Consider the following 16554-nt stretch of genomic DNA (forward strand, 5'->3'; position numbering starts at 1 on the left):
ATAAAAGACTATGTACAAGTATCTTTGTTTGTTCTAAGTTTGCAGTTAGTGATTCTTTTCCTTGGAGTAAAAACCAGTATAAATAGTAGGAATAACATAGGGGGAAGTATATTTCCTAAGAGTATAAAAATCTATCTTTCTACTTCAATTAGTATAATGAGTATTTTTATTTTATATAATATTGGAGAAGAAAAATTTTTAGGATATTCAATAATAATATCTATAGCTGTAGTACTAAGTACTATTGGAGATATGTTAATATTCCATGTTTTTAAATTAAAAAAATCAACAATTTACGGAGTATATTGTATTGTTGTAGCCAATTTTACTTTTGGTTATGCATTTATAAATTTATTTAAGATCACTAGTAAAGATGCACTTATAATAGGAATCACTTGTATTATTGGGTGTTTAATCTTGTATATAATTAAGAAAATTATATTAAGAAAAGTATACACTTGGGTACTAATATTTGGAGAAGGACTAATATTCATGAATATATGTGCTGTATTCATGGTAATAAATGTAGGGGTTTATGGAATAGTACCATTTATAGGTGCAATATTAGCATTGTTATCAGGGATTTTAGTTCTTTTAAGAAGTTTTTTTAATACTAGATTTAAAAATATGAGTATATTTGTATGGACGTTATATGTAGTATCATTAATCGCATTAGCTTATTCACCGCTAATTATGATTAATATTTGATGATTTAACCATAAAATAGTTCATAATAGTAAAGTAATAAGATTTGATAATAAATGTCTTTTAATGTATTATTTAAGAGGAAACTAAATTTAAAGGAGAATTATCTATGGAAAACAAAGTATTAGCAAGAGTAAATGGAAGAGAAATCACTCAATTTGATCTTAATGGTTTAATGCAGAACCTAGGACAGAGAGCTATGCAGTTCGCTACAGATGAAGGAAAGAAACAATTAGTTGAGGAATTAATCACTCAAGAATTATTATATGCAGATGCTATTGAAAATAATATCGAAAAAGATGAAGAGTTCCAAAAAGCTCTTGAAGATATGAAAGTTACATTATTAAAGCAATATGCTATGAGAAAAGTTCTTAGCGATGTTGATGTTACTGACGAAGAAGTAAAAGAGTACTACGAAAGTAATAAAGAAATGTTTAAAACTCCAGAAGAAGTAAGAGCAAGCCATATTCTTGTAAGCACTGAAGAAGAAGCTAAAGAAGTTGCTGCTAAAATTAAAGAAGGTGCATCTTTTGAAGAGATGGCTAAAGAGAATTCTAGCTGCCCATCAAGCCAAAATGGTGGAGACCTTGGTGCTTTCTCAAGAGGAAAAATGGTTCCTGAATTTGAAAATGCTGCATTTGAACTTGAGATTGGGGCAGTAAGTGAGCCGGTTCAAACTCAATTTGGATTCCACTTAATAAAGGTTACTGAAAAGAACGAAGCAAGAACTCAAGAGTTCGAAGAAGTAAAAGAGAACATGAAGAATCAATTAATAGCTATGAAGCAGAACGAATTATACGTTGCTAAGAGAGAAGAATTAGAAAAGAAATATGAAATAGAAAGACTTTAATAAAGATATACTAAGAAGGTAGTTTTGTTAATACAAAACTACCTTTTAATATTTCTTAGAAAACTCTAAAGAAATAAAAATTATAGAAAATCATAGTTGAAAGTGGAAAGTGGAAAGTGGAAAACGTCGGACATTTCTCTTCGAGAAATTTTAATTTTATTGTTCCTTGGACAATAAAGTGTTTACTCGTTTCATTTGAATGAAACATTGTATTTAAAATACAATATTTTATCTTAAGATAAAATAAGAAAAACACTCTTGTGCTAAAGAACAATAAAATGTAGTTTCTGCGTATGCAGAAACATCCATCATTCTCCATTCTCCATTCTCAATTCTCAATTTGTTTTTTTAGAAGGGAGAGTATTATGTTTGTAGGATTAATGCGAGTGGAGTTAAGAGCTTCATGGGTAAATTCTCTTAAAGAGAAGAGAATGATTATAAAAAGTCTTATGAGTAGAATTAAGAATAGATTTAATGTTTCAATATGTGAGGTTGATAAGCATGATATTCATAAGAATATAGTAATAGGTATGGCCATAATTAGCACCACAAATAAAGATCTTGATGGTATAATGGAAGGTATAGTAAGATATATTGAAAATACAGAAGAAGCAGTAATAATAGACGTGGAGAAAGAAATGCTATAGGGTGATGAGAAGTTGATTTTGTATAGCTTTTTTATGAGAGAAGGAACTGTATACAAATATAATAAAGAAGAAATAATAAAGATTAAATAAAAAAATATCTATAAAATAATTAAAAAATCTCAAAAAATGTTGATGTTTCACATATATGTATTTATAATTAAGTTGAAGATTAAAATGATTGTGAATTTATATTAAATAGTGAAGTATCTAATTAGTGAGGGATGGAAATGATAAAAAATATTAAGGTTAACTTAGAAGCTATTGAAGCAATGAATTATTTTTGGCATGCAGCAGCAGATAAAGATCATATAGAAGAAAGCTTTTTTAATAATGTAGGCCAAATAGAAGCAATGAAATACATCTATGATGATGAGTTTAATGAAGAGTCAGTAAGACTTGTATTAAGTGCAATAAAGAATAGAGAACTAATAAATGGTAATAAGAAAGAAATGAAGTTTTGGAATTATAACATGTGGGTTATGGAGGATTTCCAATATACTCAAATGATGATAGATCCTTGTAAAAAATTAAACTTAGATTTCTTAGTAGATGAAATTCAAGAATACAATAATAAGAACTACGAAGAAATCGAAGTAATATTCTCAATGATGTATGAGGGTGTATATGAAATAAAAGATAATAAGCTTATTGTTAATTTCTTTAGAGTTAAACCTGATGATTTAGAAGAAGGAAAAACTTATATTGATAAAACTGATATCAAAGAGTTCATGAAAGAAAAAATCATTGAACTTTTAAGATAATATGAACATTTTCTAATTTTACTTAAAAAGGGGCTGCATTGCAGTCCCTTTTTGTTGAATAAATTTTTTATAATTGAGTTTTTAAGTAGTTTGATTATTTGACTTATTTTTCTGCTAAAGTATCTCTTATTTGTTTTATTTTCTTTAAACATTTCTTAATTTCCTTAGAATTATTAATATCATACTCGTATTCTTCATATACTATTTTCCCAAGTTGATAAAATAGAGATGCCATTTGAGTTTCAAGGGCTCCTTTAGTGATGATAGATTTTGTTTTATCTAATAAGTATTTTGAACCATCAGCTAACACATTCTTATTACTAGCAAATGTTAAATTTAATGATTTTATGTTATCATCTTTATCTGTATATTTTTTATAACTTCTTGACATTTATACCACCTCACTTTAGAATATGAATAATATTTGTATCTGTTACTTTAACATTACAGAGGACAACTGAAAAAGTTCAATTTATCATGATTTTCAATTTGTTGATAGTTTGATAAAATATATGTATATGGAACTTAATAAAGAGGCTTTTGTGTTAAAAGTCATAATTGATAAACTTTGCGACGAGGTCTGGTAAAAGATAACTTGGAAATTGAAAGTGGAAAGTGGAAAACGATGGATGCTTTGCTCTGCAAAGCTACATTTTATTGGTCTTTAGAAGAAGAGGTGTGTACTCATTTTATCTTTAGATAAAATATTGTAATTTAGAATACAAGGTTTCATCAAGATGAAACGAGTAAACTATTCTTGTCCGAAGAACAATATGATTAAAATTTCTCGAAGAGAAATATCCTACGTTTTCAATTTTCAATTTTCCATTGTCAACTCGCTTTTTAAAGCGTAACGGTTTAATATTAATAAAAAAGTGGTGATTTTATGGATATAAAAGATAAACCAATTGGATTTTTTGATTCAGGAGTTGGTGGAATAAGTGTTTTAAAAGAGGCAGTTAAATTAATGCCTGAAGAAAATTACATATATTTTGGAGATTCTATAAATGCGCCTTATGGGGAAAGAGATAAAGAAGATGTAAAAAAGTTAACCTTCGAAGCAGTTGAGTTATTAATATCCAAAGGGTGTAAAGGAATTGTAATTGCATGTAATACAGCTACAAGTGCTGCAATTACTGATTTGAGAGAAAAATATAAAACATTTCCTATTATAGGAATTGAACCAGCGTTAAAGCCCGCAATGGAAATAGAAGAAATGGGTCAAGTAATTATAATGGGCACACCTATAACATTAAGAGAAAGAAAATTTAAAGAATTATTAAAGAAATATGGAGAAAATAAAGAAGTTCTATTGGTTCCATGTGCTGGATTAGTAGATCTCATTGAGGAAGGAAAAATAGATTGTGAGGAAACTGAGAAGTACTTAATAGATAAATTGCATTGTTATACAACTGCAAATGTATATGCAGTTGTGTTAGGTTGTACTCACTATCCATTTATAGAAAATAAAGTTCGAAATATTCTTGGTGAAAAGATAAAAATTATACATGGTGGAGAAGGTACAGCTAGACAATTAAAGCGACAGCTTATTCAATTAGGAATTAAAAGAGATGAGGAGTTGGAAGGAAAAATTGAAATATTAAACTCCAAGAATGAAGAACTTATAGAATTAAGCTATGAGTTATTAAAGTTAAAATAGAGGTTTAAGCATAATAATCACAAATAGTATATGAGATGAATAAATTACAATGTAGGGGCTTTTAAAAAGGTGATATTATGCGTGTATTTATTCATGAGAACAAAGAAAAAAACAAAGAATTAAAAGATGGTATGGTTTATAAAATTAATAAGAGTAATGAAGATATTGTGTATATTTTAAATAAAAAAAGCAGTAAATATATATATATCATATATTCTATTCAAATTTTACCAGAAAGATTAAAAAATAAAAGAATTCAAATTTTCAACAATGAAAATATGTTGAATAAAAAAAATGGTAATTCAATTGATAAGAATTTAGAATGGGTTGCTCAAAGGGATGAAACCTTAGAAACTGAAAAGTTACTTTTAGTTAATTCAATATTTGAAAAAGAATACTTTAGTGATATACTTTTAGATAAGTATATTATAATAATTCCTGGTGGAGGAATTGCTATAAAATTAGACTCTTTAAATGATTTTAATATAATATATAAAAAACAAAAAATATAAGAGGAGAGCTAAATATGAAAAATCCTATAGTTACAATTACAATGGAAAATGGAAAAACAATGAAGGCAGAGTTATATCCTGAAATAGCACCAAATACAGTTAATAACTTTATCAGCCTAGTAAAGAAAGGTTTTTATGATGGAATAATCTTTCATAGAGTAATTCCAAGTTTCGTTATTCAAGTTGGATGTCCTGAAGGAACAGGAATGGGGGGCCCTGGTTATTCAATAAAGGGTGAGTTTAATGCAAATGGTTTTAAAAATGACTTGAAACATACTGAAGGTGTTCTTTCTATGGCTAGAACTAATGATCCAAACTCAGCAGGAAGCCAGATATTTGTTATGGTTGGAAATGCTCCACACTTAGATGGAAATTATGCTGGTTTTGGAAAGATTATTGAAGGTATGGATGTTGCAATGGAAATTGCTGCAACAAAAACTGATCGTATGGATAGACCTTATGAGGATCAAAAAATTAAAGCTGCTACAGTAGAAACTTTTGGGGAAGAATATCCAGAACCTGTTAAATATTAATTGTAGAATAGAAGGTGTATTGATTTTTCAGTACACCTTTTTGTCATAATATATAGAAATATTTTCTAAAAGATATTAAAATATAGTTAGGGATTGTATATTAAGGTAAGAAAAAATAGGAGGACACCATGAGCAGAGTAGGTAATAAAATATTATTTTTAAGAGAAAAAAAAGGCATGACTAGAAAGCAGTTAGCTAAGAAATTAGGGGTAGCAGAAAAATATATAACAGAAGTAGAAACAGGAAGAAAAATAATAAATGAAAAAATAATGAGTAAAATTAGTAAAATTCTTGGGGAAGATGTAAATGATATAACATTTAACATGGAAGAATCAGCAGATCAAGAGCAGGTTGCAGTTAAAAGTATGAATAAGACACCAAAACAAATCAACCTAGATGAATCTTCATGGAGTGGTGCTCTTGGAGGAATATTGAGGGATGTTCCTATTTATGATTATTCTTTAAATAAGAGTAAAGGAAAAATCTCTATGCCAATTATATCAAATAAAGTTGAGGGATTCGCTAAAGATAAAGTACTGTTTATAGAAATTCAGAATGATGATATGATTGGATTCAGAATGGGTAAGGGAGACCTGGCTTTTGGATATTTAACACATGAGCTTATAAATAATTCAATAAGCTTAATAGAGGTTAATGGAAAAAGAGCAGTGAGACAATTAAAAATGCTGGATAGTGAGAAAGTATTGTTAATAAACAATATTAATGGTATAAAAACTGAAACATTAAATAAGAAATCAATTAAAGTATTAGCCAAGATTGAATGGGTAAAAGTTAAACTATAATTGAAACTGGGGAGAATGGGGGAAATGTCTCATAGGAGAAAGAATTTAAAGGGCCTATTATTTTTTAACATATTGCATTTTAATGTAGGATTAATAGTTATCGCATTTATTGCAATGACTTTGCTATCTATAATGATTACTCATGAGAATGCTAGAAAGAGCGAGTTAACTCTCATGACAAATATATCTGATCAAATAAAAAAACGCCAGGATGAGTTAATGGATGTTGCACAAGATATAGCAATCACTACAGGAGAAGGGTTTATATCTAAGGATAAAGAACAAATATATTTGAGTAAAATTAAGTTAAATAGAGAGTATATAAAGAGTATTATTGTTTTAGATAAAGATGGTAATGTTAAAAATATAGATTATGACTCATTTCAAATAAAAGATAATTTATCCAAAGAAGTAGAATATACAAACTTAAGTAAATATGAGCAAAGTACCTTCTTATATGGAGATAATGAAGAGATAAAATTTTATTATGGTATAAAAGATAGTTCTGGAAAGATTATGGAGTATATTCTTTTTTACATAGACTTTGAACATGTGTTAAAGCTTAATATGGATAACTATGAATATTTTTTATTGAATGAGGACTTAAATTTAATTTATTCAAAAGAAAAGATTACATTAGGGGACCATCAATATAAGAAAATTAAGGAAGCGCTAGAAGATAACAAGAGATATATGTATCACAATGAGTTGCAGAAAGCTTACTTTAGTGGTTACATTGATAAACTTACAAATAGTAATTTATATTTAGTTATTGAACGTAATATATCTAAAGAAATATTATTCAGTGGATGGGCTATATATATTATTATCATTGTTGTAGTTGCTGTAGCATCAGCCATCATCTTATCTATAAAAATATTTAATATAATAAAAGATTACTTAAACTTTTTAAGAACTCTTTTACAGGAAGTTGGAAAAGGAAATTATCGCTTTAAAATTCCTGAGAAATATCAATTAAAGGAATGGAAAACAGTATTTAGTAATATAATTTCTATGGCTCGTAAGATTGATGAAAGAGAGCAGCAATTATCAATGTTTAATAATGAGTTAATGGAAGCTCACAATAGTGTGGAACTTATGTATAAAAGGCTTCAAGCTAAGGACATTGAGAAAAGAAGTCAATTTATCAAGGTAATATCTTCAATGCTGAATTTGATTGAACTTAAAGATAAGTATACTGCGGGACATTCTGTTGCAGTTACTAAGTATTCGAGTATAATTGCAAGAGAGATGAATAGTAAATATGGCTATAAAATTGATGAAGAAAAGATTAAAGTAGGAGCAATATTACACGATATCGGTAAAATTGGTATTTATGGCAATGTACTTAACAAACCCAGCAAATTAACTGAAGATGAGATGGAAATAATTATGAGTCATCCAGAAAATGGTGCAGATGCTTTAGTTGATATTAATAATTTTCAAACAGAATATTCTATTATTAAATACCATCATGAAAAGTTTGATGGTAGTGGATATCCAGAAGGACTTAAAGGAGATGAGATACCAATTGAGGCGAGAGTTGTAAGTGTAGCTGATGCCTTTGATGCAATGACTTCAAATAGACCTTATAGAAAAGCGATGGATGTTGATTTGGCTGTAAGGGAATTAATAAATAGTAAAGAAGTACAATTTGATCCTGAAGTTGTAGATATAACTGTTGCATTAATCAAAATGAATAAACTTCAAATAGATGAGGATAGAATAGTGCAATAAAAAAAGAACTAAATTACTTAGTTCTTTTTTGTTTTATATAGCTATATAAATAGAAATTAAAATTTATATCTTGATTAGAAAAAATGTTGAAACGCTGATTATTTTCTAATCAAGAAGTTGAAGGATGATTTCTATTTATCTTAAAAAACTCATAAGTTAAAATATAGAACTTTTTTGGAGTGTTATTAAATGAATAAAAATTTCCTAGGAAATCAAAGAGGGTATTACAGGAAGAATAGTGATGCATATTTAAACTTGTTAAGCAATATGAATCCTACTGTGAAGAGTAAGTTATTATCATATTATATTGGAAGTGATAAGAATACTATTGAACTTATAGTTTTGATTGGAAGCAATAATGAAAAAGTTAGGATAGCTGTAGAAAATATTGGGGGAACCTTTGAGGATTTATCTTATGGATTTGGGATAATTAATATTAGTGTTGATAAATTAGATGATGTTCTTAAGATAGAGGAAATACAATATGCAGAGTTACCTAAGAGTTTATATACAAGTTATAATCCTTCTAATAAAGCTTCTTGTATTAATGAAGTATGGAGTAGCGCAGAACTTTCAGGAAAAGGTACTATCGTAGGATTTATTGATTCCGGAATTGATTATTCTCATAAAGCTTTCTTAAACAGTAGCGGTGAATCAACAAGAATAGAATATATATATGATTTGAATACCAATAAGGAATGGAATAAAAGTGATATTAACGCATGGATTAAGGGAACTGGGACAGGGGATGAGCCTTCAAAAGATATGTTTGGACATGGGACACATGTTGCAGGTATTGCATGTGGTAGCGGTGAAGGAAAAGATAGGTATAAGGGAGTTGCCTATGAAAGTTCTATCATAATGGTGAAGATGACAGGAGAAGGGGAATTACAAAATGCACAGAGTACACAGTTAATGAGAGGAATAAAATATATAATTGATAAAACAAAAATATTAAATATGCCACTTGTCTTGAGCTTAAGCTATAGTACAAATAATGGAGCACATGATGGAAGATCGTTACTTGAGTTATATATTTCTACAATAGCTTCCTTAGAGAGAATATCCTTTGTATGTGCATCTGGAAATATGGGAGATAAAGGGCTACATAAAGGAGGGAATCTTAGGGATAGTACTAAAATTGATGTTTCTGTAGGGGGAGGAGAACGTGGTTTAGTAATAAATCTATACAGAGATTTCTTTCAAGAATTAACTATAAATATTAAGAATCCATCTGGTGAGGTAACTGGTGATATAAAGATTAATAAGAGGTTTACTACTAGAGATGTTGGAGATTCGCAAGTTTTCATTTATAGAGATGAGGCAAATCCATTTAATCTAAAAGGAGCAATAATAATTAGTTTAATTCCTCAAGAATATGTACAAATAGGGCAGTGGACTATAACGTTGATGAAAGATGATTTTGAAAGTGAAAGATATAGTATGTGGTTGCCTATATCAGAAGGGTTGAGTGATAAAACAAAGTTTTTAGAACCAACTCTTGAAGATACTCTTGGAATACCTGCAACGGTTGAAAACATTATATCAGTTGGTAGTTATAACTATATTACAAATGTTATTTCTTCTTTTTCTGGACGAGGAAAGCTTGTATGTGATATCAAACCAGATATAGTTGCACCAGGAGAGGATATTTTTTCATCTTATCCAGGTGGAAGATATAACTCTCTATCAGGAACATCTATGTCTGCACCACAGGTGGCAGGAGCATGTGCATTACTTATGGAATGGGGAGTGGTTAAAGGAAATGATAGCTATATGTATGGAGAGAGAGTAAAATATTATCTCATAAGGGGCGCTAAAAGAAAAAGAGTAGATGTAAATTATCCAAATAATAAATGGGGATATGGAGCATTATGCTTAAGTGATTCTTTAAAAATAGCAATTAAAGAGGAAAGGAGATCTATGAGAGTAACAGCAGTTAGCAATCATAAATTTGGAAGTATATTTACTAGAGAGGATTATGAGAATTATATAGTAGAATATGAAGATGGGTTTATGGAATCTATGAAGAAAATTGATTATGCGTCAGCATTAAAGCTAGATAATCATAGAGCTATTATTTCTATTAGAAAAGGAAAGTTAGATCAATTGTTAAAAGAGGTAGATGAAATTCTTTATGTTGAAAAATCAAGCATATATACACTAAATGCTACGTCACCTATAGATGCTGCTAATATATCCGAGTTTCATGAAAGTCCATATTTACCCTTAAGAGGGTATGGGGTATTGGTAGGTATAGTGGATACAGGTATAGATTATTTACATGATGAATTTATATATGAGGATGATACATCAAAAATAATTAGTATATGGGATCAAGAAGGGGTAGGGGATAATACTCCAGATATAATTGGATTTGGAAGAGAGTTTAAAAGAACTCAAATTAATGAAGCAATTCAAGCTAAAAGGAAAAATGAAGATCCATATTTAATAGTAGATTCTAAAGATACTGTAGGTCACGGGACAAATGTTGCTGGAATAATTGGAGCTAGGGGAAAAAATGAAAAATTAATTGGAGCGGCTCCAGATTGCGAGTTTGTAGTTGTTAAGGTTAAACAGGCTAAGAATTCATTACTTGAATCGAAAGGTGTACCAGAAAACAGAAATGCATATGATAGTGTAGATATAATTTTAGGAATTAAATACGTATTTGATGTTGCTAAGAAATTAGGTAAGCCATTAGTGATTATTTTACCTATGGGCACCAATAGAGGAGCACATGATGGTAGTTCACTTATTGAGAGATATATTGATGAAATATCAAAGGTAAGAGGAGTTGCAGTAGTAACTGGTACTGGAAATAATGGTGACACCAATACGCATACAAGTGGAAAATTTGAGAATCAAGGGGAGATAAAAAATATAGAATTAAAGGTGGGGGAAAATCAGAGAAATTTAGACTTGCAAATATGGGGGAGAAAACCAGATAAGTTGTCTGTAGGTATAATATCTCCTAGTGGAGAATTAATTGAAAAAATCCCTGCTAAATTGATGGAGACTGAAGAAGTAAAGTTTGTTTTTGAAGGAAGTACTGTTTTTATAACTTATTATATTCCAGAAGAAAAAACAGGAGATGAATTGATAGAAATAAGCATTAAAGATATTAGGCCTGGAATATGGCAAATAAGATTGTTTTGTGATTTTATGATAGATGGCAATTATGATATTTGGCTTCCACAGAGAGAGCTCCTTGAAGAGGGAACAGAATTTTTAAATCCATCGCCGTATATTACATGTACAGTACCATCTACTGCTAGAAGAATTATTAACTGTTCATCATATAACCAGAATAATGATTCAATACTTGCTGAATCAGGAAGGGGCTACACTAGAGATGGAAGAGTAACGCCTAATGTGACTGCTGGAGGAATTGGAGTTTTAACAACTGCAACTGGAGGAGGAAGCATAACTGTATCAGGTAGTAGTGCTGCATCAGCAGTATTAGCTGGAGCAGTTACACTTTTGTTAGAATGGGGAATAGTTCTTGGTAATGATAAGACTATGTATTCAACTAAAATAAAAACCTATTTAATTAGAGGAACAAATAGAAGAAAAGGAGATATATATCCTAATGAGGTATGGGGATATGGAATGCTGAATCTTAAAGGGGTATTTGAAAATATTAGAGGCTTGGAAAGAAGTGATGGTCTTTTAGTTAGAATGCCAAATGAAATTTATAGAAAAATTAAATAGAAGCTGTCTATTCTTAATTTATTAATCATATGATTATATTGAGAGTATTTTATAAGGAGAAAAAATATGCCTGATATAGGTAATTTGAAGGTTCAGGTCTATAGCGAAGATGGGTTTAAGCCTATAGAAGGAGCTACTTGCAGAATTACAGGACAGAATGGAAGTACAGTCAAGGAACAAGTGAGAAGTGATGACTCAGGAGTATGTGATGTTGTAGAAGTTGATACACCGCCAATTGAATATTCTATGGAACCTACAGGAAAAATACCTTATGGATTATGCGATGTATTTGTTGATGCTGATGGATATGAGGGAATAGAGATTAAAGGATGTCAAGTGTTCCCAAATAGAGAAGCTATACAAATCTTTCCTCTTAAGAAGATCGGAAGGAATGGCAAACGAGAGAAAAAAGTTGAGGTAATAGAGGTAAAAGAAAATCGTTTGGTTGGAAACTTCCCACCTAAAATTCCAGAAGATCCAGTTAAGGATTTAGAGAAACTAAAACAAACAACAGGTTTAGTTGTTTTAGATAAAGTGGTAGTGCCAGAATTAATTGTGGTACATGATGGTGCGCCAAAGAAGGCAGCTAAAAATTATACTGTAAGGTTTAAGGAGTATATAAAGAACGTTGCTTCAAGTGAGATATATGCCACATGGCCTATTGCAACTATAAAGGCTAATATATTGTGTATAATATCATTTACTTTAAATAGAATTTATACAGAATGGTACAGAGGAAAAGGATATAATTTTCAAATTACTAGCTCTACAGCCTATGACCATGCTTTTTCCTATAGAAGAAATATTTATGATAATATAAGCAAAGCTGTTGATGAAATATTCACAACATATGTTAAGTTAATAGGGCGTAAGCAGCCATTACTTACTCAATATTGTGATGGCATAAAGGTTCAATGTCCTGGATGGATGACTCAATGGGGAAGTAAGTCATTAGGCGATGCAGGGAAAAATGAATATCAAATAATAAGGGATTTCTATGGAACAGAGATTCAATTTCCTAGGGCGGATGAGGTTGAAGGAATACCAAAATCATATCCTGGATATAAATTGACTATTGGTTCAAGAGGGGCTCCGGTAAGAACTGTTCAAACCTATTTAAATAGAATATCAGTGAACTACCCTGCAATTCCTAAAGTAAAAGTAGATAGTATTTATGGAAAACAGACAGCTGAATCAGTGAAAAAATTCCAATCAATATTTAATTTAACACCTACTGGAGTTGTAGATTACGCTACTTGGTATCAAATATCAAATATATATGTTGCAGTTAGTAAAATAGCCGAATTGAGAAATGAGTATACTGGAAACAAAATATTTATACCACCTAATAGTAATGATAGTTATCGAAGTGATGATGTACCTAAAATAGAATATCCTTGTGATTATTAAATAAAAACTCATCGTTAAGATGAGTTTTTATTTTGGTATTCTTTTAATAATGTTTATTATATGATATAATTTATTGGAAAGTCGAATTATACGGTTTAATGCGCAAAATGCGGTTTATATATGGAGGGATAGTTATGAAAGGAACTGTAGTTGCTACATGGTTAAATACTTGTAGGAACCTATATGGAAAAGATATTACAGAGAATGCTATGATATCTATAGGTTGGGATGGAAGCAAGATTTTTTCACCTATTGATAATATAGATGATGATGATGTGAAAAATGTAATAAAGAGGATAGCTGACAGTAAAGGCTTGAGTATACAGACAATATGGAGAGAAATCGGAAAAGATAATATAAAGTCTTTCTTTAATGATTTTCCAGCCTTCTTTCAACATGATAATTTGTATAGTTTCTTAAAGTCATTGTATGATATTCATATTGTAATGACAAAGAAATTACCAGGTGCAAAGCCGCCAGAAGTTATTATTCAACCTATTTCAAGTAGAGAAGCGTATTTTACATATAAATCTAATAGAAAAATGTTTGATTACTTCTTAGGCTTATTAGATGGAGCAGGTGAATTTTTTAATGAAAAAATTAAGAGTGAGGTAGTTTTAAAAGAAGGAGATTATTTGAAGCTTAAACTTACTTTTGATAAGGATATATATTATAAGAAAAAATATAAAATGTCCAAGCTATTAACTTTTGGATTTATAAAAAAATTACCTTTAAAAATATCTTTATCAACTATGATTTTATCAATGATTCCTAATTTGATGCTTAATGAAAATATGTTTAAAGGAATTATTATTTCTTTATTTACAGGAATCATAACGTTAATAATATCTTCTATTACATTAGCGCCTCTTGGAAAAATGAAAGATATACTTTCAAGTATAAATAAAAATGAGTATTTTGAAGAAGTTGATGTATTTACAGGAGACGAGTTAGAAGAATTATTTGAAGGTATTAAACAACATAAGACAACAATTTCATCAGATTTTGTAGGATTTAAAGGTGTAACCGATGAGATGGACACATTTGCTAATAGGATTAAAGATATTTCGGATTCAATGAATAGAACTTCTCAGGAGATATCAGGAGTTGTAGAACAAGTGGCGAATTGTGCTGTGAGTCAAGCTGAAAGTACTGAAGACACAGCATTAGTACTTAATGATAATATAAATAAGATTAATGAGATTGTTAATGAAGAGAATAAGAACAAGGAAATGTTAGAAGGTGCTGTTAATCAGATTTCAACAAGTTATGACAGCTTTGAAAAGGTAAATAACAGTATAAGTAATACTTTGGTTGAGCTTGAAAGAGTAAAAGTTCAGAGTACTTCTTTAGAAAATAAGGCACAAGATATAACAAGTATAGTATCCATAGTATCAGCAATATCAGAGCAGACGAATTTATTGGCTTTGAATGCAAGTATTGAGGCTGCAAGGGCTGGGGAGCAAGGTAGAGGCTTTGCAGTAGTAGCAGAAGAAGTTAGAAAGCTTGCGGAACAATCGAAAAATGCAGTAGAAAAGATAAATTCCAATTTGATTTATTTTGTAAATGAAGTTAAATCCTTAGTTGAAGGAATAGAAAAACAATTTGATACTTTAGCTGAGGAAACAAAGGATCTAGGTGTAGTTAGAGAAGTAAGTGAGAAAGCTATGAATGATATCAGTGAAGTTTCTAAGTCTATGATACACAATATTGAAAAGCTTACAAAAGAAGCTGATTCTATATCTTCACTATATGAGAATGTTGAATCATTAGCTGCTATAGCTGAGGAAAATTCAGCTTCATCAGAAGAAGTAAGTGCTAATGTAACTCAATATACAAATGAAATAGTAAAACTGACAAATAGTATTAATCAATTTAAGAATATTACATCTGAATTTACTAAAGATCTAAAAAAATATAAGATATAACTTTAAAAATGAAGTCAATTATTTGACTTCATTTTTTTTGAATATAAAAACCTTTATTATAAATAGAATACTTATAAAACCGAAAATTGGATATAATATAGTGATTAATCTTTTAAATCCTAATTGTGATACTGGTAAAGCAATCCCCAATATTATACAAACACATTTTTTGTATGGAATATTAAATTTCTTTTCCATTGTTTTACCTACACTATAAATATCTGATATTTCTGTTGAAAACATTTCACACCATATGATAATTAATAATAGAATTTCTAAAGGTCCTTTGAAGTGGCTAGCAATATAGAGTAAAGGAACTTCATATTTAAATATGTTTGGTATATTAGATGTTAAAAGTAAATTTATCATAAGTGAAATAATGGTTAGGATGATTGCTCCTAAAAAAATACCATAGATAATGTTGCGTTTATTTTTTATTTCTTTAGATATGGGAACTAATACCCCTGTAAAGCTAAGGATATTAAAGCCTGCATATAACAAGGCTGATAGGAACCACATTCCTTGGAAGTTATATGATTTATATTCTCTAGCTCGTATAAGTGAATCAAGAGAAATGCTTTGGTGAAAAAATATTATGTACGTAGAGAATATTAAAAGTATAGTAATTACTAAGGCGGGCACTATGAAGGAATTCACAAATATTAAACCTTTTGTATCATTTAATAATACAATTAAAGCTACTAAGGCCATAATAAGAATACCTAACCATTTTGAAACACCAAAATATTGATTAAACAGAGCACCGCTTCCTGCCAAGATTATAGCAGCCCCACTTATTAGAAAGAAACTTGTAAATAGCTCGGTTAATTTACCTAAATATCCTCCACTTACCTTAGTTATCAATTCTGTATAAGAACTCAGAGAATACTTTTGACTTATATCTACAATCAAGGTGCAAGTAAGCATATAAATAAAACAGCAAATTAAAAGCCCAGTAAAGCCCATTAAACCATAAGTTGAAAAAAATTGAGTGATTTCTTGACCGGATGCTAGTCCGGCACCAACAATGGTTCCAATGAAGACTGTTGTTACTTGAAATATTTGTTTTTTCATTTTAACCTCCTAGTAATGTTTTCTGTATTAAAGTAGTTTCTCTATATATAGATATTTAACTTAGAAGAAAATAATGAATGAGTTTATAAAAAATATCATTAAATTATTTTTTATAGGAAAAACTATTATAGAGATTCCACCGCGAAATTTAATTTACACTTGTCCAAAACATCTATGATTCAAAGATTTATGGATTTGTTTAAATTTAATTTAGCTGAGG

14 protein-coding genes are annotated in these 16554 nt (G+C 29.5%); 12 read left to right on the forward strand and 2 right to left on the reverse strand.

Annotated features, from left to right (window positions below; genetic code table 11):
• Positions 1-24: 24 nt before the first annotated feature.
• The 4 genes from OW730_RS03685 to OW730_RS03700 all read left to right on the forward strand — a co-directional run bounded on the left by OW730_RS03685 (position 25) and on the right by OW730_RS03700 (position 2963).
• The gene (locus OW730_RS03685; protein ID WP_271227740.1) at positions 25-708 is read left to right on the forward strand and encodes a lysoplasmalogenase family protein; all 684 of its coding nucleotides are present in this window, start codon (positions 25-27) and stop codon (positions 706-708) included.
• Between the two features lie 106 nt (positions 709-814).
• Entirely contained in the window at positions 815-1555 is a 741-nt protein-coding gene (locus OW730_RS03690) for a peptidyl-prolyl cis-trans isomerase (RefSeq protein WP_271227741.1), read from the forward strand.
• A gap of 365 nt (positions 1556-1920) precedes the next feature.
• Entirely contained in the window at positions 1921-2202 is a 282-nt protein-coding gene (locus tag OW730_RS03695) for a DUF503 domain-containing protein (protein ID WP_271227742.1), read from the forward strand.
• Positions 2203-2429: 227 nt separating this feature from the next.
• On the forward strand, positions 2430-2963 hold the full coding sequence (locus tag OW730_RS03700) for a TDE2712 family protein (RefSeq protein WP_271227743.1): 534 nt from the start codon (positions 2430-2432) through the stop codon (positions 2961-2963).
• Positions 2964-3066: 103 nt separating this feature from the next.
• Here OW730_RS03700 and OW730_RS03705 read toward each other — a convergent pair whose 3' ends face one another.
• The gene (locus OW730_RS03705; RefSeq protein WP_271227744.1) at positions 3067-3354 is read right to left on the reverse strand and encodes a hypothetical protein; all 288 of its coding nucleotides are present in this window, start codon (positions 3352-3354) and stop codon (positions 3067-3069) included.
• 495 nt (positions 3355-3849) lie between these two features.
• On the opposite strand from OW730_RS03705, the gene murI reads away from it, so the two are divergent.
• The 8 genes from murI to OW730_RS03745 all read left to right on the forward strand — a co-directional run bounded on the left by murI (position 3850) and on the right by OW730_RS03745 (position 15260).
• Positions 3850-4623, forward strand: coding sequence for a glutamate racemase (gene murI, locus OW730_RS03710; RefSeq protein ID WP_271227745.1), 774 nt, complete (start codon positions 3850-3852; stop codon positions 4621-4623).
• Between the two features lie 77 nt (positions 4624-4700).
• The gene (locus OW730_RS03715; protein WP_271227746.1) at positions 4701-5135 is read left to right on the forward strand and encodes a hypothetical protein; all 435 of its coding nucleotides are present in this window, start codon (positions 4701-4703) and stop codon (positions 5133-5135) included.
• 14 nt (positions 5136-5149) lie between these two features.
• Positions 5150-5668 (forward strand): peptidylprolyl isomerase, encoded by a 519-nt coding sequence (locus tag OW730_RS03720; protein ID WP_271227747.1) that lies wholly within the window; start codon positions 5150-5152, stop codon positions 5666-5668.
• Between the two features lie 128 nt (positions 5669-5796).
• Positions 5797-6471 (forward strand): helix-turn-helix transcriptional regulator, encoded by a 675-nt coding sequence (locus OW730_RS03725; RefSeq protein ID WP_271227748.1) that lies wholly within the window; start codon positions 5797-5799, stop codon positions 6469-6471.
• A gap of 72 nt (positions 6472-6543) precedes the next feature.
• Positions 6544-8208, forward strand: a complete 1665-nt coding sequence (locus OW730_RS03730) for an HD domain-containing phosphohydrolase (protein ID WP_271227749.1) — start codon at positions 6544-6546, stop codon at positions 8206-8208.
• Between the two features lie 189 nt (positions 8209-8397).
• On the forward strand, positions 8398-11922 hold the full coding sequence (locus OW730_RS03735; RefSeq protein ID WP_271227750.1) for a S8 family peptidase: 3525 nt from the start codon (positions 8398-8400) through the stop codon (positions 11920-11922).
• A gap of 66 nt (positions 11923-11988) precedes the next feature.
• Positions 11989-13332 carry a peptidoglycan-binding protein gene (locus tag OW730_RS03740; protein ID WP_271227751.1) on the forward strand — a complete coding sequence of 448 codons (1344 nt, stop codon included), beginning with the start codon at positions 11989-11991 and terminating at the stop codon, positions 13330-13332.
• A gap of 134 nt (positions 13333-13466) precedes the next feature.
• Positions 13467-15260: a heme NO-binding domain-containing protein gene (locus OW730_RS03745; protein ID WP_271227752.1), complete on the forward strand. Its 1794-nt coding sequence runs from the start codon at positions 13467-13469 to the stop codon at positions 15258-15260.
• Between the two features lie 18 nt (positions 15261-15278).
• Here the strand turns inward: OW730_RS03745 and OW730_RS03750 are convergent, their stop codons facing one another.
• A complete protein-coding gene (locus OW730_RS03750; protein ID WP_271227753.1) occupies positions 15279-16334 on the reverse strand; it encodes a YkvI family membrane protein in 1056 nt (351 codons plus the stop codon).
• Between the last annotated feature and the right edge of the window lie 220 nt (positions 16335-16554).

Origin of the sequence: Oceanirhabdus sp. W0125-5 (assembly GCF_027938815.1) — a bacterium.
In the GTDB taxonomy this organism is placed as follows: Bacteria; Bacillota; Clostridia; order Clostridiales; family Clostridiaceae; genus Oceanirhabdus.